The sequence below is a fragment of the Streptomyces sp. NPDC101166 genome (assembly GCF_044768125.1).
In the GTDB taxonomy this organism is placed as follows: Bacteria; Actinomycetota; Actinomycetes; order Streptomycetales; family Streptomycetaceae; genus Streptomyces.
In genome coordinates this window covers 337387-358722 of the sequence record NZ_JBIWPF010000007.1, presented here as the reverse complement: position 1 = coordinate 358722, position 21336 = coordinate 337387, and the positions used below count along the sequence as shown (strand labels likewise).

The following is a 21336-nucleotide window of genomic DNA, read 5'->3' as shown; positions in this document are numbered from 1 at the left end:
CCCTCGTACTGGGCGTACGAGGGCGATCCCGACAACGCGGCGAGCGCGCGTGCCAGGCGTCGCGAGCCAGACGGGACTTTCGAAACACGCCCTAGTGCCGAGCGGTCCGTTCCGCCGCGGCGGCGCGGGCGCAGGACGAGCGGCATGCGCCCGGTGCGCATCGGCAGTCCTCCCGGCCGTTTCGGCATGGCCGCACCGACCTGCCCGCGCGTGAAGCTGTGCGTGGCCGGGCCGCCAGGTGGGCGGCGCCGCTGGAGAAGGAGGACCGGATGACCCGATACGACCTCACCCTCATCGGGTTCGGGGGCGTGAACCGTGCGCTCGCCGAGCTGATCGCCGGCCGCGGAGACGCGTTGGAGGCCGAACTCGGCTTCGCGCTGCGGGTGGTGGCCATCACCGACCTGCGGGCCGGGTCGCTGGTGCGCACGGACGGGGACGGCATCGACCTGGCGTCGCTGCTCGCCGTCGCCCCCGCTGAACTGGACTTCTCCCCCATGGACGGCGGCAGCGCGGACCCCCGCAACGAGTGGGTGATCCGTGAGGTGCCCGCCGACATCGTGGCCGAGGCGACCTTCACCGACCCCACGGACGGCGAGCCCGCGCTGTCGCACGTGCGGTGGGCGATCGAGGCCGGCAAGCACGTCTGCACCACCAACAAGGGGCCGGTCGCCCTGCACTGCCGGAGCCTGCGGGAACTGGCCCGGCGGCACGGGGTGTGCTTCGAGTTCGAGGGCACGGTGATGTCCGGCACTCCGGTGCTGCGCACCGCCCGCCGGATGTTCGGCGGACTCGCCGTGACCGGCTTCGAGGGCGTCCTGAACGGCACGTCCAACTACGTCCTCGGCCGCCTGGAGTCGGGCCTGTCCTTCGCTGACGCCGTCGCCGAGGCCCAGACCCTGGGGTACGCGGAGGCCGATCCGACCGCCGACATCGAGGGGTACGACGTCCAGCTGAAGGTCCTGATCCTCGCGAACGAGGTGCTGGGCGCCCATCTGACCCGCGCGGACGTGCCCTGCACCGGCATCTCCGCCCTCACCGCCGAGGACATCCGCCTGGCCGCGGCCGAGGGACTGCGCTGGAAGCTGGTGGGCTCCGCCGCCCGGCGCCCGGACGGCACCGTCGAGGCCCGGGTCGCCCCCGTCGCGCTCCCCGCCGAGCACCCGCTCGCCGGGGTCACGGGCCCCGTCAACACCGTCGCCTTCCACACCGACCTGCTGGGCACCGTCACCGTCGGCGGCCCCGGCGCCGGACGCACCGAGACGGCGTACGCCCTGCTGTCCGACGTCATCGACATCCACGAACGGAGCACGGTCGCCGGCGCCGAGACCCTTCAGGAGGCCCACCGTGGCTGACACCGCCCTGGGCGCCGCTCCCGGCATCGGTCTGGCCGGCGACGGCATGGCGCCGGTGCGCAACCCCTACACCGGCGAGACCATCGGCTCCGTCTGCCTCACCCCCGCCACCGCCGTGGCCGACGTGCTGCGGCGCGCCCGCAGCGGCCGGGAGACGGCCCGCCGGCTCTCCCGCGCCGCTCGTGCGGCCGTGCTGGACGGCGCGGCCAGGCTGATCGAGGAGCGTGCCGAGTCGTTCGCCCGGCTGATCGTCGCCGAGGCGGGCAAGACGCTGGTCCAGGCCCGCAAGGAGACCGGCCGCGCGGTCAACACCCTTCGGCTGTCCGCCGCCGAGGCCCGCCGCAACGCGGGCGAGGTGGTGCCGTTCGACGCGTACGCGGGATCGGAGGGCCGGCTGGGCTGGTTCACCCGCGAGCCGCTCGGCGTCATCGCGGCCGTCACGCCGTACAACGACCCGCTGAACCTGGTCGCGCACAAGCTCGGGCCGGCGGTCGCGGGCGGCAACGCGGTGGTCCTCAAACCGTCTCTGCTCACGCCCCTGTCCGCGCTGCGGCTGGTCGACACCCTGGTGGAGGCCGGGCTGCCGGAGGAGGTGGTGACCGTGGTCAACGGCGGCGCGGAGCTGGGTGCTGCCGTGGTGGCGGCTCCGGACGTGCGCATGGTGTCCTTCACCGGCGGGTTCCGTACCGGCGAGGCCATCGCCCGCTCGGCCGGCCTGAAGAAACTCGCGATGGACCTGGGCGGCAACGCCCCCGTCCTGGTGCTGGCGGACGCCGATCTCGACGCGGCCACCGAGGCGTGCGTCTCCGGGGCGTTCTGGGCGGCCGGACAGAACTGCATCGGCACCCAGCGGATTCTCGTCGAGCGTGAGGTGTACGCGGACTTCCGGGACGCCTTGGTCGAGCGGACCCGGCGGCTGCGGGCCGGGGACCCGGCGGACGTGCGCACCGACGTCGGCCCGATGATCAGCGAGGAGGCCGCGGCCGCCGCCGAGGCCACGGTCGCCGCAGCGCTCGCCGAGGGTGCGCGGCTGCTGTGCGGGCACGAACGGGACGGCGGTCTGTACGCGCCGACCGTGCTGGAGAACGTGCCGGGCACCTCTGCCGTCTGGCGTGCGGAGGCGTTCGCGCCGGTCGTCGTGCTCCAGCCCGTGGACTCCTTCGAGGAGGCCGTCGCGCGGGCGAACGAGATCGAGTTCAGCCTGCACGCGGGCGTCTTCACGGGCTCGCTGGACCGGGCGATGGCCGCGGCCGACCTGCTGGAGGCCGGCGGCGTGATGGTCAACGACTCCTCCGACTACCGCTTCGACGCGATGCCCTTCGGCGGCTTCAAGTACGGCAGCATGGGCCGCGAGGGTGTGCGCTTCGCCTACGAGGAGATGACCCAGCCGAAGGTGGTCTGCCTCAACAGGGAGCCGGCGTGAGCGACATGGGCGCCGGGTTCCGGGTCGAGTGGGGCTCGCCGGCGGACATGGCCGACACCGCCGTACGACGCGGGCTGCCGGACCGTGAGACCGTGCCGCACCTCATGGCTGTCGTGGCCGGCTGACCACCCGGGACAGCGCGAGCGCCGTCACCGTGTCCCGTACACCGGGCATCTGGGCTATCTGCTCCCAGATGCCCTGTACGCGTTCCAGGGACGCGGCCTCCACACTGACCAGCAGGTCGAACTGGCCGCTGAGGACATCGCAGGAGACCACCTCCGGGATGCGTTTGAGGGCGGCGAGGACGTCGCCGCCGCGCATCCGGTCCTCGCGGTAGACCATGACGTGAGCGGCCACCACGGCGTGGTCCGGCCCGTGTGACGGGCGGACGATGGTGTAGCCGCCGATGTGCCCCTGCCGTTCCAGGCGTTCGACGCGCTGGCGCACGGCGTTGCGGGACAGCCGTACCCGCTGGCCCAGTTCCGCGTGCGAGATCCGGGCGTTGCGGGTGAGTTCGGTGATGATCTGCTCGTCGATGGCGTCCATGGCGCGGCTCGTCTCCTGACGTCTGTCCTGACGGGCGAAAGCCCCGGCGGCCGGATCGCGACGGCCGCCGGGGCTGGTGTGCGGCGGAGCTTCAGCCCGTGTGGTGCAGGGCGAAGACGCGGGCCGGGAAGCCCGAACCGCCCTGCGGCTTGGGCCAGGTGGCGATGATCAGCGCGCCCGCCTCCGGTACCCGGTCGAGGTTGGCCATCAGCTCGATCTGCCAGCGGTCCCGTTCCAGGACGTACCGCTCCAGGCCGAAGTCGCCCGCGGAGGTGGCGAGTCCCGGGTCGGTGTCGGTCTGCTCGTGTCCGATCGCGGTGACGCCGGCCTCCTCGAAGAGGTACGTCAGGACTTCGGCGGACCAGCCCGGGTAGTGGCTCACCCCCGCCTCGTCCTTGTTGGCCATGGCGGCCGGGTCGGGCCAGCGGTGGCCCCAGCCGGTGCGCAGCGCGACGAACGCCCCTTCCGGAACACGGCCGTTGCGTGCTTCCCAGGCCGCCACGTCGTCCATCGTCGGCACGGAGTCCGGGTCGGCGGCGACGCGTTCGGCGATGTCGAGGACGACGAGCGGCAGGATCATCTCGTCGACGGGTATCTCGTCCAGGGGCCGTGCGCCGTCGACGAAGTGCACGGGAGGGTCGACGTGGGTGCCCCACTGCCCGACGATCGTGTACAGGTGCACGTTGAAGCCGTCGCCGCGGGACATGTCGAAGGGCATCTCGCGCCGCTCGTCCGGGAAGGCCGGGAAGTGCGGCTGGCCGGGGTGGAAGGCGTGCGTGAGGTCGGTGCGGACCGTCTTGCCGATCAGTTCCCGGTGCAGGGCCCACAGCGGCGGTTCGGGGGCGCCGTCGGTCGCGGCGGTGTGCGATGTCATGCGTGCTCGTCCTCTTTCTCGACGGTGCTTCGGGCGGTGTGCAACAGGTCGACCAACTCGGCGAGTCGGGCCGGTTCGGTGACGGACGCGAGCGCGCCGGCCGACTCCTCGGGGCCCCCGTACCCCCACCGCACGTGGACGGCGGGGATCCCTTCGGCGGCGGCGCTCTCGATGTCGTAGGCGCGGTCCCCGACCATGAGCGGGCGGCTGACGTCCGCGCCGCCCGCCCGCAGTCGGGCGACGCACTCCCGGATCACCAGCCGTTTCGTCGTACGGCCGGCCTCGTCGGACACCCCGCAGACGGTGCTCAGGCGGGAGTCGAGGCCGAAGCGGCGGGCCATCAGCTCGGCCTGGTCCTGCACCTTGGAGGTCGCGATGCCGAGCGGGAGCCCGCGCGCCGCCAGGAAGTCGAGCAGTTCGGGTATCCCGTCGTACAAGGTGGCGCTGGAGGCGCCGTTGCGGGCGTACTCGGCGCGGTAGACGGTCAGGGCGGCCCGCGCGGTGGGCTCGGGGAGGCCGACGACGTCCCGGAAGGTGTCGTACATCGGCGGGCCGACGAAGCCGCGCAGGGTGGGCGCGTCGGGGACCGGTGCCCCGACCGCCCGCAGGGCCTCGGCGGCGCTGGCGGTCACGCCGGCGGCCGAGTCCACCAGAGTGCCGTCGAGGTCGAGCAGGAGACAGGTGGGCGGGTTCACGCGATCGCTCCAGCGGTACGGCGGCCGTGGCGCAGCCAGTGGTAGAGGTAGCAGCCCGCCACGAACGGGACGCCGAAGTAGAGGGCCGCCGCCTGCGCCGGGTCCAGGGCGATGCCGACGAGTGAGGCGAGGCACAGAGCGAAGGCGAGGACGGGGACGACCGGGTAGAAGGGCGTGCGGTAGGGCAGGCTGCCGAGATCGCCGCCCGCGCGGACGAAGGACCGGCGGTGGAAGAACTGGGCGGCCACGATGGACATCCATACGCCGACGGCGGCGAACCCGGCGATCGACACCAGCACCAGATAGACCGTCTCGGGCGCCGCGACGCTGCTCACCAGGGAAGCGAGGCCGCCGAGCATGCTGAGCGCGAGCGCGGTCAGCGGGATGCCCCGGCGGCTGAGCCGGCGCAGCGCCTGTGGGGCCTGCTTCTCCTCCGCGAGGGAGAACAGCATGCGGGCGCAGGAGTACAGGCCGCTGTTGCCGGCCGACAGCAGCGCCGTGATGATCACGAAGTTCATGACGTCGGCGGCGTACGGGACGCCCAGGGAGGAGAAGACGGTGACGAACGGGCTCTCGTCCAGGCCGACCTTGTCGTACGGGATGGTCGCGGCGATCACCGTGATCGCGCCGACGAAGAAGACCAGCAGGCGGACGACGGTGACGCGCAGGGCCTTCGGGACGGCCTCTGCCGGGTTCTCGGTCTCCCCGGCGGCGACGCCGATCAGCTCGGACCCGGAGAAGGCGTAGAACGCGGCGAGCACGGTGACCAGGACGCCGGAGAAACCGTGCGGGAAGAGGCCGTCGGGCGTGGCGAAGTTCTCCAGCAGGAAGGGGTGCGAGCCGCCGGAGGCCAGCGGGTGGAAGCCGAGCAGGGCGGCGCCGCCGAGGATGATCAGCGCGACCACGGCGATCACCTTGACCAGCGAGAACCAGTACTCGGTCTCGCCGAAGACACGGGCGGAGAAGGCGTTCACGCCGAAGACGACGGCCGCGAAGACCACGCACCAGACCCAGACGCCGACCCCGGGGAACCATCGCTGCATCAGCAGCCCGCACGCGGTGAACTCGGAGCCGAGGGCGACAGCCCAGGTCAGCCAGTACAGCCAGGCGGTGGCGAAGCCGGTGGCGGGGCCGATCGAGCGGGAGGCGTAGACGTGGAAGGCGCCGGAGACGGGGTAGGCGACCGCGAGTTCGCCGAGGCAGGCCATCACCAGCCAGACGACGAACGCGCCGACCAGGTAGGCGAGGACGGCGCCGAGCGGGCCGGCCTGGGAGACGGTGAACCCGGAGCTGAGGAACAGGCCGGAACCGATGACACCGCCCATCGCGATCATGACGAGATGGCGCGAGCGCATGGTTCTGCGCAGACCGTCGGAGGGCGGCTGGGGAGCGGAGTCTGCGGTGGCCGGAGGGTTCTCCGGTACGGCTGAGACGGACAAGGCGGTCTCCTCTGCGGAGCGGGGCGGGGAGGGGCGCAGGCGTGGGGGCGATCGGCAGGGCATGGCTGTGGGGTCGGGCCACTTTCGGGGGCGGGAGTGCGCGAGGGGGTGGTCGCACACGGGCGGGAGCGGTCGTCCGGTGCGGGCGACGGGCTCGGGGAGCAGCTGCAGCGGGCGGGGGTCAGCCCCGGGTGACGAGGTCCATGGGGGCGGACAGCTCGATCACCGGGACCTCCCAGGGGTGGACGTCGGTGAGGCGGGCGAGGAGCAGGTCCAGTTCGTCGTCGCCGGCCGTGGCGTCGACATACGTGGTCACGGCGAGCGTCGAGGAGAGAAAGCGGCCGCCGACCGAGCCGAGGGTGGGCTGGGCGCCGGTGCGCACGGTGAAGCTCTCCACGCCGAGGGCCACCTCGAAGACATCGCCGTAGACGCCGAAGTCCCCGAGTTCGGGCGAGGTCTCCAAGACCCGCAGCAGGGGGGCGAAGGACTCGTCGGCGCGCAGTGCGTCCAGGTCGCCCGCCGCGCACGCGGCCAGGGTCGCCGCCGGGACCGGCCAGTGCACCTTGATCGCGCGAACCGTGCGGCGCCGTACGGGCTTGCGGTCCTGTGCGGCGGCGTCCGGCGTGATCGTCGTCATGGCCATGCGTCTTCCTCATCCCTCGACGTGCGGCGTCGGCTGGTACGAGGATGTTAGGCGTGCATTAAATGCACGGCAAGATGCAGATGCTGCACATTCATGATCGGTCGAGAGGGCGCGCTAGAGTGCGGACCGGCAGGCCATGGGGACGGCGACCCGGCGGGCTCAGGGCGTCGGCACGGTGGAGGAGCGCGTGGACTCAAGCGTTGCGAAGGGCCTGGACGCCCTGTCGGCGCTCGCCGGCAGCACGGCCGCCGGCCGGCGGCACGGCTCCGCCGTGTCCGTCTCGGAGCTGGCACGCCGAATGGGCCGCGACCGCAGCCAGCTGTCCCGCACGCTCACCGCCATGAGCGCGGAGGAGTTCGTCGTCCGCGACGACGCCTCGGGCGGCGTCACCCCGCACTGGCGGCTGTACGCCGCCGCGCGGGACCTCACCGCGCACCGGCTGCGCACCGACGGTCTCACCGCCCTGGAGGGCATGGCCGCCGAGACCGGCGAGAGCTGTTACCTCGGCGTCCTGGTCGGCGACACCACCGTGACCATCGCCGAGCGGGTACCGCCGGGCAGCCGCCAGCTCGGCTCCTGGATCGGCCGCCCCTACCCGGCCTACTGCAGCGACTGCGGCCAGGCGCTGCTGAGCGACGCCGACGACGACGAGGTGGCCGCGGTCTTCGCCCGCACCGAGTTCGTCCGCCACGGCCCCAACACGCCCACCGGCCTGGACGACTTCCTGAGCCGGCTGGAGCTGACCCGGCGACGCGGCTACTCCGTCGTCGACGAGGAGGCCGAGCCGGGCCTGTACTCGGTCGCCGTACCGGTCCGCGGCTTCACCGGCGAGGTCGTCGCCGCCGTGCAGGTCGTCGGACCGCGACGGCGGCTGGAACCCCGGACACAGGAATGCGCGGACGCCGCTCTGCGCTGGGGGCGCCGCTTGGAGACGGCCCTGAGCGGGTCCTGAACGGATCGATCCGGGAGGGGCACCGCTCGACGCGCCTCGTGCGTTGCGGTCCTCAGCCGGCGCCGAAGAAGCCCGACTTCAGGTTGCCGATGATCGCGTCGAGCGGGTGCCCGCTGACGAGGAGCGGGCCGTTCCAGGGAGCGCTGAGGGCGAAGAGCAGGGCCAGGCTCAGGCCGACCACGCTCGCCACGCCCACGATCAGAAGTGACGTGCGCAGGCTGCTGCGGAAGACCAGTGCTCCCGAGTTCACGATCAGGGCCAGTCCGCTGACCACCAGCGTGACGACGTAGAGCGCGGGGACCTCGCGTGAGGCGGCGGCGATACGGGCGCGACGGCTGCTGGTGACACCGTCCATGGACGCCACCAGCTCCGTGCCGGTCGGGGTTCCCACCTCGGGGCGGGCCGCCTCGGCGCGCACGGTCCGCTCCAGCCGGGCGATGGCGCGGGCGGTGACGGGGCCGTCGCCGGCCGCCGCCGCGCCGGCCTTCCATTCCTCGGCACGCGTGTTCCGCAGGTAGTCCAGCAACGCCGTGTGGATCGGCTCCGAGTGGACGCGCGGACTGGTCGCCGCCCATGCCAGGCGGGAGGACGCGGCCGCCTCGTCGCTGACCAGCCCCTCGGCCGCGCGCAGGTAGCCGGCCTCGCTGGCCAGTGTGAGCGCGGCGAAGATGGCGAAGGAAGCGCCGAGTGTCGGCATCAGGGGCGTGGCGATCTGCGGGACCCGGTCCCGTTCCTCGGCCGGTACGAGCGCCCGGACGCCGACCCGCGCCGCGGCCGCGACCAGGAGGGCCAGCGCGAGCCAGCCCACGACCAGCACCACCGCCGGCAGCGAGGTCAACCAGGTCACCCCGTCACCTGCCCCGCGTCGTCACGGGCGCCGTACGGAGGCTCAGCGAGGTGACGGACGTCTGCATGGTCTTCCACCTTCGTGTGGGAACACGTCGCACGGCCCATCCTCGAGCCTCACAGCCCACCCGCGCGCAGGGTGCGCGCCCGAACGGGCGACAGCGTCCCCTCCACGGGGTCGATCAACCGGGAGCGGTCGGCTCTGTGTGCAGGTGGCCGCGTACGACGTCGAGGAAATCGCGCCGGCTCGGGCGGATGGCGGCCCAGATCTTCTCGTCCTGCGGCTCGCCCGGATCGTCGGGGCCCTCTCTGAGCACGTTCTGGACGGCGAAGGCGAGGCGGCGGGCCGCCTCGTTCACCTCGGGCGGGCACAGCATGTGGATCGTCTTCTGGGCCACCCACATCCGGTCCACGGTCTGCCGGGCCCGCTCCTGCCACCGCTCGTCGGACACATGGTGCTGGTAGTGGTCGACGGCGACCCGTTCGGCCTCCTGCACCGCGGACAGGAAGTCGACCAAGTGGGCCAGGCGTTCGCTGCGACGGGCTTCGGCGCAGTCGCGTTCGCTGCGGCGCTGTTCGGCGCGCTCCGTGGCCCGCCCCGACGAGTGCTGGGCCAGCCACGACACGAGCCCGCCGAGTACAACGCCGATGAGCGGCGCGAGAGTTGACCACGTCACGCCTCAAGCATGGCAGCCGCGACGCGACATCAGGGGCTCCTTCGGAAGTTTCACGACAGCGCCCGTTTCGTCGTGTAAGGCGGCTGTCGGCGGCGCGCTCCCCCGGTGAGTTGTCCGTGAACACCCCCGGGATTGTCCGTGATCGGTAACGGAGGGAGCCCTTCGGGGGCGGATCTCGTCATGCCAAGTGGTCGCGAAGTGACCGGGGATCGGCGAGGACTTGGCGAAAGCGGGGCGGGCATGGCACGGCACGGTGGTGGGCGGAGCTGGTACGGCAAGCTCATCGGGGCGGCGTTGGGGGTGACGGTGCTCGCCACCGGCGCCTCGGTGTGGAGCGCGCAGGCCGGCATCGTGGGCGGCCCGAAGCCCAAGGCGAGCGCGTCGGCCGCGCCGAGCGCCGCCGCCAAGCCGGTCGCGGCGACCATCGCGCACGCCTCGGACAAGGGCGCGCGCGGCGTCAACATCACCATCGACGACGGCCCCGACCCCGAGTGGACTCCCCAAATGCTCGACGTGCTGCGGGAGAACGGGGTGAAGGCCACGTTCTGCATGGTCGGGACGCAGGCGAAGGCCCACCCGGACCTCGTGAAGCAGGTCGTCGCGGCCGGGCACCGGCTGTGCGACCACTCGGTGTCGCACGACACCGCCATGGACAAGAAGTCCGAGGCCTACCAGTCGCAGCAGATACTCGACGCCGAGCGCATGATCACCGAGGCGTCCGGTGGCGTCCGGCCGATGTACTACCGCGCGCCCGGCGGCGCCTTCACCCCCTCCAGCCGCGCGCTCGCGGCCTCCCGGGGCATGCGCCCGCTGGGCTGGAACGTGGACTCCAAGGACTTCGAACGACCGGGCGCGGACGCCATCGTCGCCACCGTCCGGCGGCAGCTGTCCAACGGGCCGACGCTCCTCTTCCACGACGCCGGCGGCGACCGCTCGCAGACCGTGGCGGCCCTGCGCCGGATCCTCCCCTGGCTCAAGGATCAGGGCTACACCTGCGGTTTCCCGGTGCGCTGAGCGACAGTCACGCAAGCGCCCCGGCCCCTCCCCTGACAGGCGTCTTCATGGGCTGCAAGTGTGGCTGTCGCCACGGCATTGAGTGCGCCCCGGAGGATGAGGGTCTGCACGCCTGTGCGGGGGCCGGCTCCCACCCCTCCCAGGGTGGGCACCGGGTCTCACCGGCCCCCGCGGCTCCGGTCAGGGCCGGTAGGCGGCGCGGTTGCTGTAGGTGACCTTGCCGACGGGCAGCTTGGCCGGGGCGAAGAGCTGGTCGACGGTGACGAAGTGGTAGCCCCGGGCCTTGAGGGCCGCGATGATGCCGGGCACCGCGCTGACCGTCGTCCTGTGGATGTCGTGCAGCAGGACGATGTCCCCGGGCCTGGTCTGCGCGGTCACGGTCCGGACGATCCGGGCGGAGTCGCGGTACTTCCAGTCGAGGGTGTCGACGCTCCAGTGCACGAGCGGCCGACCGGCGGCCCTGCGGACGGTCGCGTTGTTGGCGCCGTAGGGGGCGCGCACCGTGGTGGGGTTCTTGCCGATGGCCTTCTTGACCGCCGCGTCCGTGCGGGAGAACTGGGACTTGACCTTGGCGGCGCTGAGCTTGGTGAGGTCGGCGTGGTCCCAGCTGTGGTTGCCTATCTGGTGGCCGGCCTGCGCCTCGGCGCGCACGGTGGACGGGTTGCGCTGGACGTTGCTGCCGACGACGTAGAAGGTCGCCTTGACGTTACGGTCCTTCAGGATGCGCAGCAGCCGCTGGGTGTCGGCGACCGGCCCGTCGTCGAAGGTGAGGGCGACGCACTTCACCTTGCGGCAGTCGACGGCGGCGGTGGCAGAGGCGGAGCCGGCGGCGGAAGCGGCGCCGGTCGCGCCGGTCAGTGCGGTGGCGCACAGTGCGGCGGTGACGAGTGAGACGACGAGACGTCGGTGCATCGGATCCCCCCGGAGCGATGAACTTCCCGCGCAAGCGCTGGACCTGCCCGTGCAGGCGCTGGACTTGCCCGCGGAAGCGGTGACTTGTCTGTAGGACGCTGACGAAGCGCCCATGGATGCACTGACGTTCGAGGACTTTCCGTACGGTTTCGGTATCCGTTCGGTTTCGGACACCGGGCCCCGTCCGGCTGTGCCCCGCTCCACGACGACGACAACCCCCGGGCGGAACCCGGGGGTTGTCGGTGGCGGAGGCGATCGTGCTCAGACGAAGGCGCTCTGGCCCGTGATGGCCTTGCCGACGATCAGGGTGTTCATCTCCCGCGTGCCCTCGAAGGAGTAGATCGCCTCGGCGTCGGCGAAGAACCGGGGGATGTCGTGGTCCAGGAGGATGCCGTTGCCGCCGAAGATCTCGCGGCTGCGGGCGACGACGTCCCGCATCCTCGCAGTGACGAACGCCTTGGCCAGGGCGGAGTGTTCGTCGCGGAAGATGCCGGCGTCCTGAAGCCGGGCGAGCTGCACCAGCATGCCCCAGGAGGCGGTGATGTCGCCCAGGCTCTTGACCAGCAGGTCCTGCACCAGCTGGAAGCCGCCGATCGGCCGGCCGAACTGGCGGCGCTCCCTCGCGTAGTCGAGGGCGAGCTCGTACGCGCCGACCATCACGCCCAGCGCCTGCCAGGCCACGCCGCTGCGGGTGGCGCGCAGGATCTCGGCGACGTCCCGGAACGAGTCGATGTTCTGCAGGCGGTTCGCCTCCGGGACGCGGACGTCGGTCAGGGTGATCTCGGCGTTCTCCACGATCCGGAAGGCGAGCTTGCCCTCGATCTTCTCCGGGGTGAAGCCGGGCGTGCCCTTCTCGACGACGAAGCCCTTGACGTGGTTGTCGTCGACGTCACGGGCCCACACCACGACGTAGTCGGCGAAGGTCGCGTTGCCGATCCACTTCTTGGCGCCGTTCAGGACCCAGGCGTCGCCCTCGCGCTCGGCGGTGGTGCGCATGCCGCCCGCGACGTCGGAGCCGCCGAGCGGTTCGGTCATCGCGAACGCGCCGATCTTGTCCATCGCGGCCATCGCCGGCAGCCAGCGGTCGCGCTGCTCCTGGTCGCCGCCGGAGTGGATGGAGTACATCGCCAGGCCGTTGTGGACGCCGAAGAAGGTCGACACCGAGGCGTCGGTGCGGGTCATCTCCAGGGCCAGCATGCCGCTGAGGAGGTTGCTGACGGCCGGACGGTGCTCGCCGTAGCCCTCGTAGGGCAGGCCGGCGAGGCCGCTCTCGCGGAACAGGGAGATGAGCTCCTTCGGGAACTCGCCCTTGGCCCAGTTGTCGTTGACCAGCGGCTTGACCTGGTCGCGCATGAGCGCGCGGGCCTTGAGGAGGATCTTGCGCTCGTCGTCCGGGAGCAGGGACTCGTAGTGGTAGAAGTCGGCGGCCAGTTCGTCGGCGATCGGGCCGGCGGCCGGGGCCTGCGGGGTGGTGGTCTGCGGGGTCGTGGTCTGCGGGGTGGTCATCTCAGTTCTCCTCCTTCGGGGTGGTCGTCCCGGCGGCGCCCGCCAGCGCGGCCAGGACCGCCAGCTGCTTGCGGTCGCGCGCCTCGGCGAGTTCCGAGTACGTGGAGGAGCCGTAAGCCTTCTCCACGGCTGCGATGAGCCGTTCCGTCTGCTCGGCGCTCGGCGCGGGGCGGCCGTCGCCGTCCCCCAGGCTCTGCATCGAGGCGCCGATGTGCTCGACGAGGTGCCGGTAGCCGCCGGGGCCGCCGCCCAGGTGCGAGCCGAGGAACGGCCCCACGGCGGCCCAGCGCAGGCCGAGCGAGTTCGTCATGACCTTGTCGAGGTCCTCGGGGGTCACCACGCCTTCCTGGACGAGGTGCACCGCCTCGCGACCGAGCGCGTTCTGCAGGCGGTTGCCCACGAAGCCGGGGATCTCCTTGCGCTCGACGACCGGGGTGCGGCCGACCGAGGCGTAGAAGTCCACCGCGGCGCGGACGGCGTCCTCGCCGGTGCGTTCGCCGGGGACGACCTCGACGAGCGGAAGCAGGTGCGGCGGGTTGAAGGGGTGGCCGATCAGGACCCGGGCGGCGGCCCCGTCCGGCAGTTCACGCGTGAACGCGCTGGACGGGATCGCCGACGAGGAGCTGAGCAGCAGCGCGTGGGCGGGCGCCTCACGGGCCAGGTCGGCGAACAGGTCCCGCTTGAACTCGACGCGTTCGGGGCCGTTCTCCTGGACGACGTCGGCGTCGCGGACCGCCTCGCTCACGTCGGCGGCGACGCGCACCCGGTCGGCGAGGCCCGTCACGTCCAGGCCGCGGGCGGCGAGCTGGGGAGCGCTGTGGGCCAGGGCCTCCTCCAGGGCCTCGGCGAGGTCGGGGCGCGGGTCGCTCACCTTGACGGTGAGGCCGTACGCGGCGAACAGAGCCGTCCAGGACAGTCCGATGGTCCCGGCGCCGATCACCGCGGCCGTGCGGAAGGTGCGGGTCATGACGCGGCCTCCTTGAGGTAGTCGTGGACCGGCTCGACGCCGTTCAGCGTCAGGTCGGTGAGGATGTGGCTCGCGGAGACGACCTCCAGCACCGGCAGGTCGGCCAGCGGGGCCAGCACGTGCTGGAACAGCTGGAGCCGGGCGGGGCCGGTCCAGGCGCCCTTGACGGTGACGTCGGTGATCCGGGTGCGGACGAGTTCCTGCACGCGCGGCAGTCCGTCGTAGCCGGGGATCGTCTTGAGCATGAAGGTGGGCACGGTGATCTGCGCCTCGGCCTCGTCCCGGTCCAGCTCGTGGTGCTTGTAGCCCATGGTCGCGGTGGCGACCCGCAGGCTGCCGTGGTCGAGGGCGCCGACCAACGTGCCCGCGTCGACGTACAGCGCCGGGGAGCCGATGACCTTCGGATAGGCGGAGACCTCGCGGCCGGAGGCGGTCGCCGGGAAGTTGTCGAGGTGCATCGAGTGCAGGTACTCGCCGCGCTCGCCCTCGAAGCTGACGGGGATCGCCTGGCCGGCCTCGGTGTAGGGGCCGTAGCCGCTGACGTCGCCCATCTTCATGACCTCGAACCGGACCAGCGGCTCGTCGATCCGCAGGGGTTCGGGGACGACGGCGCGCAGAGCGTCGGGGTCGGTGCGGTAGACGACGTTGAGGTACTCGCGGTCGGTGAACCTCGGGACCGTCGGCGCGTACGCCGGGGCGGCGAGGGGGGTGGTGACGTGCTGTCGTACGTCCTCGGCCTTCATGGTCCGCCTCACTTCCCCGTCCACCGCGCGGGGCGGCGCTCGGCGAAGGCGGTCATGCCCTCGCGGACGTCGGCGGAGGCCATCAGGGCGCGCATCTCCTCGCGCTGGAAGGCGAAGGCGTCGGCGTCGGGGGCGCCGTCGGCGGCGCGGACGACGCGCTTGACGGTCGCCAGCGCGAGCGGGGCGTTGTCAGCGAGCCGTTCGGCCAGCCGGAGTGCCTCGGCGACGGCCTCGCCGGTGGCCGTGACCCGGTTGGCCAGCCCCAGTTCGCCGGCGCGGCGGCCGTCGACGGGGTCGCCGGTGAGCAGGAACTCCATGGCGAGGTGGTGCGGGACGCGCTTGGGCAGCCGGATCACGCCGCCGCCCGCGGCGATCAGTCCGCGCTTGACCTCGGGGAGACCGAAGCGGGCGTCCTCGGCGGCGACGATCAGGTCGCAGGCCAGGGCGAGTTCGAAGCCGCCGCCCATCGCGTAGCCCTCGACGGCGGCGATGAGGGGCTTGGCCGGCTCGGATTCGGTGAGGCCGCCGAAGCCGCGGCCCTCGATCTCGGGCGACTCGCCGCGCAGGGCGGCCTTGAGGTCCATGCCGGCGCTGAACGTGCCGCCCTCGCCGGTCAGGACGCCGACCCGCAGCTCGGGGTCGGCCTCCAGCTCGTCGAGTGCGCCGGCCAGCGCGGTGGCCACGGCCGCGTTCACGGCGTTGCGGGCCTCGGGGCGGTCGAGGGTGATCAGGAGGGCGGACCCGACGCGTTCGGTGCGCACGACGGCGGCGCTCGGGTCGCTGGGAGTGGTGGGGGTGCTCATGATGGGGTTCTCCTGTGACGGCCCGTCGGGGAGTGCGGCGTGCCCGCGGGGGGACGGCCGCTCCCCGGGCGGGGTGAGGGTGCGGGCGCCGCTCAGCGACCGGCGGCGAGCTCGGCGAGCACGGCCTCGGTGTCCTGGCCGGCGACCGGGGCGAGGCGGCGGATCGAGCCGGGGGTGGCGGAGAAGCGCACCGGGATGCCGACGGTGCGGACCGCGCCCTCGGTGGGGTGCTCGACCGTGTCGAGCAGGTGGCCGTCCTGGACGTAGGGGTCCTCGTGCGCGCGGTCGAGCTCCAGCACTGGGGCCATCGGGATGCTGTGCTTGGCGCACACCTCCGCCCACTCCTCGGTGGTGAGCGTCGGGGCGCAGGCGTCGACCAGGGCGGCCAGGTCCTCGTGGTCGGCGCTGTCGATGGCGTCCCCGTTGACGCGCGGGTCCTCGGCGAGCTCCGGGTGCCCGGCGGCGGTGAAGAAGTCCCGGTAGTTCTGCGGGTTGTAGGGGATGACGCAGGCGAGGCCGTCCTTGGTGCGGACCGCCTTGTGGCCCTTGAGCATCGACAGCGCGAAGCCGGTGGGGCCGGACTCGGGCACGTGGGTGTGGCCCGCGAGGTGCTCGACCAGATTGAAGGCGATCATGGTGTCCGTCATCGGGATCTCCACGAGCTGGCCCTGGCCGGTGCGGTCGCGGTGCAGCAGCGCGGCGAGCACGCTGTAGGCGATGGTCAGGGAGGAGACCTTGTCGCCGATGATGGTCGGCAGGTAGACCGGCTCGCCCAGCGCCCGGTCGGCGATGTCGACGAGCCCGGACGCGGCCTGCACGCTCTCGTCGTAGGCGGCGTTGCCGGCCCTGTCGGAGTCGCTGCGGAAGCCCTGGGCGTGCGCGTAGACGAGCCCGGGGTTGCGGGCCGCGATCGCCTCGTAGGACAGGCCCAGCCGCGCGAGCGCGCCGGGGCGCATGTTGGTGATCAGGACGTCGGCTGCGTCGATCAGCTCCAGCGCCCGCTCGCGCTCGGTGTCGTCCTTGAGGTTGAGGGCGACGCTGCGCTTGTTGCGGTTGACGTTGAGGTTCAGCGGGGTCATGCCCGGCGTGGCGCGGTAGTGGCCCACGCGGACGGTGTCGGCGGGCGACTCGATCTTGATCACGTCGGCGCCCAGGTCGCCGAGGATCTGGGCGGCGTAGGGGCCCATGACCACGGTCGACAGGTCGATCACCCGCACGCCCGCCAGGGGGCCGGCCACGGTGTCCGCGATCTGCGTGATGTCCGTCATCGCAATCCCTTCCGTTTCTCGCTTCGCCATGTGTATGTATCTGCCAACTAAGTTAGCAAGGCGTTATGGGGAACGGAACGAATTGGAATGACCGAACAGAGAGAAGCGGTATGACCGCAGCGGTCTTACCGCCATGTGAAGCGTTTGTGGAGTTTATGCGTGGAGCGGGCGGGCGAAGACCTGGCGGACAGCGGCGATGAGTTCTTCCAGGTCACCGCCGTTCGCTCGGTCCTTGCGCCACAGCAGACCGGTCTCCAGGCGAGGGTGGAAATCGGAGAAGGGAAGGACGGCGACATTACCGAGAAGGTGATTGTGCATGGGACTGCGGGAATCGAGCATCGAAATGGAGAAGGCCAGGCCGCCGGACACTATTTCGGATACTCCGTCGAATGTGGCGCTGCTCAGCTCGATGCGCTTCCTGATGCCGAGCTCGTGCAGCTGCTGGTCCAGCCCGCGGAAGTACGCGTTGGTCACCGCCGAGGGCGAGCCCGCGTAGGCGAGCTCGGACAGCTCCGCCAGGGCGACCGACTCCCGCCCCTCGAACCGGTCCCTCGGCACCACCGCGCCCAGCCGCTCCGACATCACCGGCAGCTGCTCCAGGGCCGGGTCGCCGCCGACCGGAAGCCGGGCCAGGGTCAGCGCCAGTCTGCCGTCGCACACCGCGTCGACCAGCCGCTCGGTGCCGCCCGGCCAGCGCTTGACCTCGAACCGCTCGCCGACCCGTTCCGCCAGCTCGTCCGTCCGTTCCCTGAGGTCGGGGTGGATGCCGCTGGGCACGCCGAGCAGCACGGTGGTCCGCCGGGGCCGCATCGCCTCGTCCAGCCGCCACCGCACGGAGTCGACCTGCTCCAGGACGCCCCGTGCGATCGGCAGCAGCGCACTGCCGGCCGGGGTGAGCTTCACATGGTGCGTGTCGCGGTCGAACAGCCGGTGCCCGAGCTCCTGCTCCAGGTCCTTGATTCTCCGGCTCAGCGGGGACGCCGCCATGTGCAGCTTGCGGGCCGCGGTGGAGAAGTTGAGTTCTTGGGCAACGGCGACGAAGTAGCGCAGGTGCAGGAGCTCCACGCCGTCAACCTTAGAGCCTGTCCGGCGGCCCGATCACGCCGGTTCGGGCTGTGGCTCCGCTCGTGGGGCCGGCGCGGCCGCGGGCTCCCGGCGGGAGAACGCGCGGACGTAGCCGTAGACCACCGAGGCCATTGCCAGGAGCAGGAGCGGGCCGGCCACCCAGGGGTGTTCGGCCATCTCCACCGGCAGGTAGCGGTAGGACAGCAGCAGCGCGGCGAAGACGGCCGTGCCGTGGCCGACCACCAGCAGGCCCGCCCGGTCCCAGCCGTACGCCTGCGAGCGCAGCGCCGCCTCGACGGTCAGCGCGAACACCACGCCTGCGACCAGGTCCACGCCGTAGTGGTAGCCGAAGCCCACCGTCGCGGTGAGCGTGGCGACCAGCCAGAACGCGCCCGCGTACCGGATCGGCCGGGGCGCCTTCCGGGAATGGACGAAGATCGCGACGGACCATGCCGTGTGCAGGCTGGGCATGCAGTTGCGCGCGGTGACGCTGTCGTACGGCATCGGCTCCGGGACACCGACCGGCGGCGGGGTCTCCGGCCACCAGTCGGCCACCGCCCAGTGGACCACGGACGCTGACTGCGACCAGTGGTCGGGCGAGGCCCAGTTCTCGCTGCCGCCGCCGTAGGCGTAGATCGGCCCGACCACTGGGAAGATCATGTAGATGGCGGGGCCCAGCAGGCCGATCACCAGGAAGGTGCGCACGAGGTGATGGCGGGGGAAGCGCCGCTCGACCGCCACGTGACGCAGCCGGTACAGCGCGAAGAGGACCGCGGCCACGGCGAGTTGGCCGTAGACGAACTCCAGGAAGCGGTAACCGGCCGGGCCCGTGGAGTAGACGATCCGCCCCACGACCCAGGAGGGGCTGCCCAGCGCGTGGTCGGCGGTCGCCACGTACTGGTCGAGCACCGTGTGACGGGTCTCGGCGGTGAGCAGCAGCCACAGGTCGCCGGTCTTGCGGCCGGCCACCAGCAGCAGACCCAGCCCCACGCCCTTCAGCAGCAGGGCACGTTCCGCTCCGGTGCGGCGGGTGACGGCGACGACCCCGCAGCCGAGGACCACCCACAGCGCGCCGTTGCCGAAGGGGTCGCCCTCGGTCACCTCGATGCCGAGCGCCCACCGCACCAGCACGGAGACGATGTCGACGCCGAACGCGATGCCCGTCGCGACGAACCGCTGCCGCCAGGTGAGCACCACCATCGTCAGCACCAGGCTCGCGTAGAGCAGGTATCCCGACTTGGGGGCGGCCAGCACCTCCCGGGCCTGGTTGGTGAGCGGCCCCGGCAGGCCGTACCGGTGCGCGGCGATCTCCATCGCGATCTGGAAGCCGAGGACCAGCGCGCCCGCCGCGGCCCAGAGGACCGTCCGCGACCGGCTACGCACCGGGGACGGGAGTCTGTCGTTTATTCGCGCAGATGACCGCGATGTCATGAATATCAATCACTCAGCCGGTAGGGGAAGTCCGAAGTCCCGAGGTGGAACGTCGTGCGCTGTCGTCGGGGTCGTCCGTCCGGCAGCCACGTCATAGACGAGGAGGAGCCCTGAAAGGTTGCTCCGTCGGCCCCCGGGGAGATCCGGGCCGTTACCGTGTGGATTCGTGCTTCCGGCTCGGGCCGGAACGGGACGGGGACCGGGGGTCGGATGATCGCGCGGGGGTGGTGGGAGCGGGGCCGGACGCTGGGGGCGGCCCATCCGCTGCTGGTGGACATCGGCATCGCGCTGCTGGTGCAGGCGGCGATGACGATGCCGTTCGTCGTGCCGCGCCCGCCAGACCTCGAACCGGCGACCTGGCCCGCGTACGGGCTGGCCACCCTCACCGTGGTCCCGCTCGTGTGGCGGCGGCACGCTCCGGTCGCCGTACTGCTCGCGATCCTGGCGGCCAACGTCCTGTACCGGCTGACCCTGGACGGGCCCGGGCAGCCGCTGCCGTACACCGGGCTCGTGATCGTCTACACGATCGCCGCGCTGTCGCCGCCGCGCAGGAGGCTGGTGACCGGGTTGCTGCTCATGGTCGCCGTGCCCGTGGGCGTGTGGCTCAACACCCGGTCGGCACGTGAACTGACCTTCTCCTTCTTCGTGTTCGCGGCCGCCTATGTCTTCGGCCGGCTGACCGACGCCCGCCGGCGGGCGCACAAGGTGGAGGCGGAGCAGGCCGCCGCACGCGAACGGGCGCGCATCGCGCGGGAGATGCACGACATCCTCTCCCACGCGGTCGCCCTGATGATCGTGCAGGCGGAGGCCGGGCCGGTCGCGGTGCGCACCGCTCCGGAGCGGGCGGAGGCCGCCTTCGACGCGATCTCCGAGACGGGCCGGGACGCCATGACCCAACTGCGCCGCATGCTGGGGGTGTTGCGCGACGGCGATATGCCGGACGACGTGCGGGGCGCGCCGCGTGAGCCGCAGCCGGGCCTCGCGGACCTGCCCGGCCTCCTCGAGCGGGTACGGGCCGGCGGCCTCGACGTCCGGTACCGCACGGCCGGGCACGCCCGGCCGCTGCCGGACGCGACCGGGGCGACCGTCTTCCGGATCGTCCAGGAAGCGCTGACGAACACCGTCAAGCACGCGGACGCGGCCATCGCGTCCGTCCGTCTCGACTACGGGGAGAGCGACTTGTCCATCGAGGTGACGGACGACGGGCGAGGTCCGCAGGGCGCCGCCGGGCGCGGGGACGGCGGCCACGGGCTCGTCGGGATCCGCGAGCGCGCGGCGGCGCACGGCGGCACGGCGGTCACCGGCCGCGGCCCGGACGGCCGCGGCTTCGCGGTGCGGGTCCTCATCCCGGCGCCGGCCACGGCGGCAGCGGCGGCGGAGGCGGCCCGGTGACGATCCGTGTGGTGGTCGCCGACGATCAGGAGCTGGTGCGCAGCGGCTTCGCGATGATCCTGGACGTCCAGCCCGACATCGAGGTGGTCGCGGAGGCGGGCGACGGGGCCGAGGCGGTCGAGGCGGTGCGGCGGCACCGGCCAGACGTGGCGCTGCTCGACATCCGGATGCCCCGCGTGGACGGCATCGAGGCCTGTCGCACGATCAGCGCGGCGGGCGACTGCCGGACGGTGATGCTGACGACCTTCGACTCCGACGAGTACGTGTACGAGGCCCTGCACGCGGGCGCGAGCGGCTTCCTGCTGAAGGACGTCCGCCGCGACGACCTCGTGCACGCGGTACGCGTGGTGGCGCGAGGCGACTCCCTGCTCGCGCCGTCCGTCGCCCGGCGGCTGGTGGAGCAGTACACCCGGCCTGCCGCCCGGACCCGGCGCCCCCATGCCCGCCTGGACGTGCTGACCGGCCGGGAACGCGAGACGCTGCTGCTGCTCGCCCGGGGGCTGTCGAACGCGGAGATCGCCGCCGAACTGGTCGTCAGCGACCACACGGTCAAGACGCACGTGGGCAACGTCCTCTCCAAGCTGGGGCTGCGGGACCGGATCCAGGCCGTGATCTGCGCGTACGAGACGGGCCTGGTCGCGGCCGGCGATCCCCCGCCCGGGGGAGCGTCCCGGCCCGGGGCCTCCCCCGCGTCGGCGAGGGACTGAGCCCGCAGGACCGCCCGCGCGGGCGGTCCGCCGGACGCCGCCGGTCACAAGGATGGAGCCATCACCGACAACGGTTCACGC

Annotated in this window: 22 protein-coding genes; 7 read left to right on the top strand and 15 right to left on the bottom strand. The window is 72.3% G+C overall.

The window, feature by feature from the left end; translation table 11 throughout:
* Positions 1-269 precede the first annotated feature (269 nt).
* The 3 genes from ACIRS4_RS16005 to ACIRS4_RS15995 are packed head-to-tail and all read left to right on the top strand — an operon-like array spanning position 270 to position 2900.
* Positions 270-1352, top strand: a complete 1083-nt coding sequence (locus tag ACIRS4_RS16005) for a homoserine dehydrogenase (protein ID WP_404195479.1) — start codon at positions 270-272, stop codon at positions 1350-1352.
* A complete protein-coding gene (locus ACIRS4_RS16000) occupies positions 1345-2775 on the top strand; it encodes an aldehyde dehydrogenase family protein (RefSeq protein ID WP_404195476.1) in 1431 nt (476 codons plus the stop codon). The genes ACIRS4_RS16005 and ACIRS4_RS16000 overlap by 8 nt, the downstream gene beginning before the upstream one ends.
* Positions 2772-2900 (top strand): hypothetical protein, encoded by a 129-nt coding sequence (locus ACIRS4_RS15995; protein ID WP_404195473.1) that lies wholly within the window; start codon positions 2772-2774, stop codon positions 2898-2900. The genes ACIRS4_RS16000 and ACIRS4_RS15995 overlap by 4 nt, the downstream gene beginning before the upstream one ends.
* Here ACIRS4_RS15995 and ACIRS4_RS15990 read toward each other — a convergent pair.
* The 5 genes from ACIRS4_RS15990 to ACIRS4_RS15970 form a co-directional block, all read right to left on the bottom strand.
* Positions 2878-3321 carry an Lrp/AsnC family transcriptional regulator gene (locus ACIRS4_RS15990; RefSeq protein ID WP_404195470.1) on the bottom strand — a complete coding sequence of 148 codons (444 nt, stop codon included), beginning with the start codon at positions 3319-3321 and terminating at the stop codon, positions 2878-2880. The two genes, ACIRS4_RS15995 and ACIRS4_RS15990, sit on opposite strands and share 23 nt — an antisense overlap.
* Positions 3322-3412: 91 nt before the next feature.
* Positions 3413-4195 (bottom strand): cyclase family protein, encoded by a 783-nt coding sequence (locus ACIRS4_RS15985; RefSeq protein WP_404195467.1) that lies wholly within the window; start codon positions 4193-4195, stop codon positions 3413-3415.
* Complete coding sequence (locus ACIRS4_RS15980; protein WP_404195464.1) at positions 4192-4890, bottom strand: HAD hydrolase-like protein; 699 nt, start codon at positions 4888-4890, stop codon at positions 4192-4194. Before ACIRS4_RS15980 ends, ACIRS4_RS15985 begins: the two co-directional genes overlap by 4 nt.
* Entirely contained in the window at positions 4887-6329 is a 1443-nt protein-coding gene (locus ACIRS4_RS15975) for an amino acid permease (RefSeq protein WP_404195461.1), read from the bottom strand. Before ACIRS4_RS15975 ends, ACIRS4_RS15980 begins: the two co-directional genes overlap by 4 nt.
* Before the next feature lie 181 nt (positions 6330-6510).
* Entirely contained in the window at positions 6511-6972 is a 462-nt protein-coding gene (locus ACIRS4_RS15970; protein WP_404195458.1) for a hypothetical protein, read from the bottom strand.
* Positions 6973-7159: 187 nt separating this feature from the next.
* On the opposite strand from ACIRS4_RS15970, the gene ACIRS4_RS15965 reads away from it, so the two are divergent.
* Positions 7160-7924, top strand: a complete 765-nt coding sequence (locus ACIRS4_RS15965) for an IclR family transcriptional regulator (protein ID WP_404195456.1) — start codon at positions 7160-7162, stop codon at positions 7922-7924.
* A gap of 52 nt (positions 7925-7976) precedes the next feature.
* Here the strand turns inward: ACIRS4_RS15965 and ACIRS4_RS15960 are convergent, their stop codons facing one another.
* Entirely contained in the window at positions 7977-8771 is a 795-nt protein-coding gene (locus tag ACIRS4_RS15960) for a hypothetical protein (protein ID WP_404195453.1), read from the bottom strand.
* A gap of 181 nt (positions 8772-8952) precedes the next feature.
* Entirely contained in the window at positions 8953-9447 is a 495-nt protein-coding gene (locus tag ACIRS4_RS15955) for a hypothetical protein (RefSeq protein WP_404195451.1), read from the bottom strand.
* A gap of 240 nt (positions 9448-9687) precedes the next feature.
* Here ACIRS4_RS15955 and ACIRS4_RS15950 point away from each other — a divergent pair, with 240 nt between their 5' ends.
* Positions 9688-10461, top strand: coding sequence for a polysaccharide deacetylase family protein (locus ACIRS4_RS15950; protein ID WP_404195448.1), 774 nt, complete (start codon positions 9688-9690; stop codon positions 10459-10461).
* A 180-nt stretch (positions 10462-10641) separates the two neighbouring features.
* Here the strand turns inward: ACIRS4_RS15950 and ACIRS4_RS15945 are convergent, their stop codons facing one another.
* From ACIRS4_RS15945 to ACIRS4_RS15910, 8 genes are all read right to left on the bottom strand, one after another.
* Complete coding sequence (locus ACIRS4_RS15945) at positions 10642-11373, bottom strand: polysaccharide deacetylase family protein (protein ID WP_404195445.1); 732 nt, start codon at positions 11371-11373, stop codon at positions 10642-10644.
* A gap of 261 nt (positions 11374-11634) precedes the next feature.
* Positions 11635-12879, bottom strand: a complete 1245-nt coding sequence (locus ACIRS4_RS15940) for an acyl-CoA dehydrogenase family protein (RefSeq protein ID WP_404195442.1) — start codon at positions 12877-12879, stop codon at positions 11635-11637.
* A gap of 1 nt (position 12880) precedes the next feature.
* A complete protein-coding gene (locus ACIRS4_RS15935) occupies positions 12881-13846 on the bottom strand; it encodes a 3-hydroxyacyl-CoA dehydrogenase NAD-binding domain-containing protein (protein ID WP_404195440.1) in 966 nt (321 codons plus the stop codon).
* Positions 13843-14589, bottom strand: a complete 747-nt coding sequence (locus ACIRS4_RS15930) for an acetoacetate decarboxylase (RefSeq protein ID WP_404195437.1) — start codon at positions 14587-14589, stop codon at positions 13843-13845. The genes ACIRS4_RS15935 and ACIRS4_RS15930 overlap by 4 nt, the downstream gene beginning before the upstream one ends.
* 8 nt (positions 14590-14597) lie before the next feature.
* A complete protein-coding gene (locus ACIRS4_RS15925) occupies positions 14598-15392 on the bottom strand; it encodes a crotonase/enoyl-CoA hydratase family protein (protein ID WP_404195434.1) in 795 nt (264 codons plus the stop codon).
* A gap of 92 nt (positions 15393-15484) precedes the next feature.
* On the bottom strand, positions 15485-16651 hold the full coding sequence (locus ACIRS4_RS15920; protein WP_404195510.1) for a CaiB/BaiF CoA transferase family protein: 1167 nt from the start codon (positions 16649-16651) through the stop codon (positions 15485-15487).
* Between the two features lie 162 nt (positions 16652-16813).
* Positions 16814-17725 (bottom strand): LysR family transcriptional regulator, encoded by a 912-nt coding sequence (locus tag ACIRS4_RS15915; RefSeq protein ID WP_404195431.1) that lies wholly within the window; start codon positions 17723-17725, stop codon positions 16814-16816.
* A gap of 33 nt (positions 17726-17758) precedes the next feature.
* On the bottom strand, positions 17759-19156 hold the full coding sequence (locus tag ACIRS4_RS15910; RefSeq protein ID WP_404195428.1) for a phosphatase PAP2 family protein: 1398 nt from the start codon (positions 19154-19156) through the stop codon (positions 17759-17761).
* A 210-nt stretch (positions 19157-19366) separates the two neighbouring features.
* On the opposite strand from ACIRS4_RS15910, the gene ACIRS4_RS15905 reads away from it, so the two are divergent.
* On the top strand, positions 19367-20548 hold the full coding sequence (locus tag ACIRS4_RS15905) for a sensor histidine kinase (protein WP_404195425.1): 1182 nt from the start codon (positions 19367-19369) through the stop codon (positions 20546-20548).
* On the top strand, positions 20545-21255 hold the full coding sequence (locus tag ACIRS4_RS15900) for a response regulator (RefSeq protein WP_404195422.1): 711 nt from the start codon (positions 20545-20547) through the stop codon (positions 21253-21255). Before ACIRS4_RS15905 ends, ACIRS4_RS15900 begins: the two co-directional genes overlap by 4 nt.
* Positions 21256-21336: the final 81 nt, after the last annotated feature.